3 protein-coding genes are annotated in these 2,945 nt (G+C 74.8%); all 3 read left to right on the top strand.

Annotated features, from left to right (window positions below; genetic code table 11):
* The coding region (locus JNW89_RS33075; RefSeq protein ID WP_375155180.1) for a tetratricopeptide repeat protein at positions 1-1,298 on the top strand (1,298 nt) is incomplete at its 5' end.
* A 114-nt stretch (positions 1,299-1,412) separates the two neighbouring features.
* Positions 1,413-1,937 (top strand): sigma-70 family RNA polymerase sigma factor, encoded by a 525-nt coding sequence (locus JNW89_RS33080; RefSeq protein WP_238452036.1) that lies wholly within the window; start codon positions 1,413-1,415, stop codon positions 1,935-1,937.
* Positions 1,938-2,075: 138 nt separating this feature from the next.
* Positions 2,076-2,945, top strand: an 870-nt coding sequence (locus tag JNW89_RS33085; protein WP_238452037.1) for a BTAD domain-containing putative transcriptional regulator, incomplete at its 3' end; no start/stop codon positions are given.

Below are 2,945 nucleotides of genomic sequence, written 5' to 3' on the forward strand. Positions count from 1 at the left end.
GGAGCCTGGACGGCTTCGACGGCGACGACCCGCAGACCGGCCTGCGTGCCGTCTTCTCCTGGTCCTACCAGGCACTCTCCGCCCCGGCCGCCCGGCTCTTCCGGCTGCTGCCGATCCATCCCGGCCCCGACGTCTCGATCGCCGGGGCGGCGGGCCTGGCCGGCGTTTCGCTGCGTAGCTCGCGGGCACTGCTCGGTGAGCTGAGCCGCGCGCACCTGATCAGCGAGGACCTGCCGGGCCGCTACCGCACCCACGATCTGCTGCTGGCCTATGCCACGGAGCTCGGCGAGGAGAACGACGGCCCGGCCGAGCGCGCCGCCGCGGAGCTGCGCTGCCTGCAGTTCTACCGGGCGACCGGCTATCAGGCACACCGACGGCTGCTGGCCTCCGAGTACCACCCGATGATCGAGCCGGGGCCGGCCGAGACCCCGCTGCGCTTCGCCGACCACGGCGAGGCCATGCGCTGGTTCACCGCCGAGCGGCAGGTCCTGATCGCGCTGGTCGGCCGGGCCGCCCGGCAGGGCCGGCACACCGAGGCCTGGCAGCTCGCCCTCGGCATGCAGCACTTCTTCGAACGCAGCGGCCGGTGGGCCGACTGGACGACGACCGGCGAGGTGGCCCTCGAGGCCGCCCGGGCCGGCGGCGACCTGGTCGGGCAGGCCCGGATGCACCGCAGCCTGGCCGGGGCGGCCTACTTCCGGCACGAGCACGAGACCGCGGTCGGGCATCTCGACCAGGCGGTCGAGCTGCTCGCCCGGCTCGGCCTGTACGACGAGATGACCCGGGCCGGGATCAACCGGGCGATGATTCACAGCGCCCAGGGGCGACACGAGGAGGTCGTCCGGGCGCTCTCCGCGGCGCTGGGACCATGGCGGGCCGGCGACGACAAGCTACTCGCGGACGTCCTGGTGATCATGGCGGCGAGCTACGCCGAACTGGGCCGGGCGGACGAGGCCGTGCGCTGCGCCGAGCAGGCGATGGCGCTGTCGCGCGGAGCGCGGTACCGGCTGGGCATCGCCGAGGCGTGGGAGGTGCTCGGCCAGGCGCATTCCGCCCGCCGGGAGCCCGGCAAGGCGGTCGACTGCTGGCGCGAGGCGGCCGCCGCCTACCAGGAGGCCTCGGCGTCGGCGCCGGCCGCGGAGGTCCTGGCGCTGCTCGGCGACGCCCTCGCCGCCGCCGGCGACCAGGACGCTGCGGTGCGGGCGTGGCAGGAGGCGCTGGCTTTGATCCCGTACGCGCAGACCCCGACCGGCCGGCGGCTGGCCGGCCTGCTCGCGGCGGTCACGTCGCGTCCCTGACCGATCGCGGTCGGCGACGGCACTCGATTCGCATTTTCGCGTCAGTCCATTCGCATCGATCGTCCCTAGGCTCGTGCCGCATTCACCGTTGCTCCTGCTTACGGGGGAGATATCGTGCTGCGGGCACTCGACGAATCGTCGGCCGGCCGGGCCGAGCGCATGACCGCGCTGCACGTGGACCACGCCCGTGCCGTGCTGCGTCTCCTGCTCGTGCTGACCCGCGGGCAGCGGCAGACCGCCGAGGATCTGCTCCAGGAGACGATGCTGCGGGCCTGGCGGCACCTCGACTCGGTGCCGGACGAGCGCGATGCCGCCCGCCGGTGGCTCTGCACCGTCGCCCGGCGGCTCGTCATCGACGGCGTCCGGTTGCGGCGGGGCCGCCCGGCCGAGGTCCATCTCGTTGACATGACCTGGATCCCCGCTGGTGACGACACCACCGGCAGCGCGCTGGCCTCGTACGCCATCCGGCACGCGCTCGGTCGGCTGAGCCCGGCGCAGCGCAGTCTGCTCTCCGAGGTCTACCTGGTCGGGCGGTCACCGGAGGAGGTCGCGGGCCGGTTGGGAGTGCCGATCGGCACGGTGAAGTCGCGGACCCACTATGCGCTGCGCGCCCTGCGCACCGGCCTCGAGGCGGCCTGAGCAGGGAAGACTCCGTCGGCCGGCGAGCCGGCCGGTGAGGCGAAGCTCACATTGCCGCAACGCGCCTGTCGCGCGGCGCGGGCACTGCCATCATGCTATGGCGATCGTGGCAACCAGCCCTACCCGGATCGCATCAAGATGACCAGCCCGCTCTCCTTCGCCGTTCTCGGCCCGGTGCGGGCCTGGCGCGACCAGTCCGAGATCGACCTGGGCACCCGGCAGCAGCGGCTGATCCTGGCGTTGCTGCTCGCCCGGGTCGGCGGCGCGGTCAGCGTCGCCGAACTCGTCGACCTGCTCTGGGAGTCCGACCCCCCACCCAGCGCGGTCAACGTGGTGCACCGGCACGTCGGGATGCTCCGGCGGCGCTTCGAACCGGGCCTGCCGACGCGGGCAGCGGGCTCGGTGCTGAGCCGCGACGGCGCCGAGTACCGGCTGCGGGTCGACGGGGAGTCGCTCGACCTGATGCGCTTCCGGCGCCTGGTCGCCCAGGCCGCCGGCAGTTCCGGCGAGCCCGCCGTCGAGTTCTACCGGGAGGCGCTGGCGCTGTGGCGGGACCGGTACGCCGCCGGCCTGCAGGCCGGCGGCCGGGCCCATCCGGAGTTCGTCGCCGTCGACTGCGAGCGGTTCGCGGCCGTCCGGGCGGCGACCGACGCCGCCCTGCGGGCCGGGTGCGTCCACGTGGTGCTGCCCGCGATCCGGCTGGCCGCGGAATACGAGCCGCTGGACGAGGCACTGCAGGCGCGGCTGTTGCTCGCGCTCGCCGCGGACGGCCGGCGGGCCGAGGCCCTCGCGGCGTATGCCGACATCGAGCATCGGCTCGCCGACGAGCTCGCATCCAGCCGGGTGGCGACCTGCGCGCGCCCGGGACGCCTGCTCGACGACGACGCCCCGGCCGACGGCTCCGGGTCGCGGCGCGGCGTCAGACGCCCCGAGCCGGCGTTGTCGCAGTCGGCCCGGGCGGAGCCGCCGGCGCAGTTGCCGGCCGACCACCCCCACTTCACCGGGCGC

The sequence above is a fragment of the Micromonospora sp. 4G55 genome (assembly GCF_016803375.1).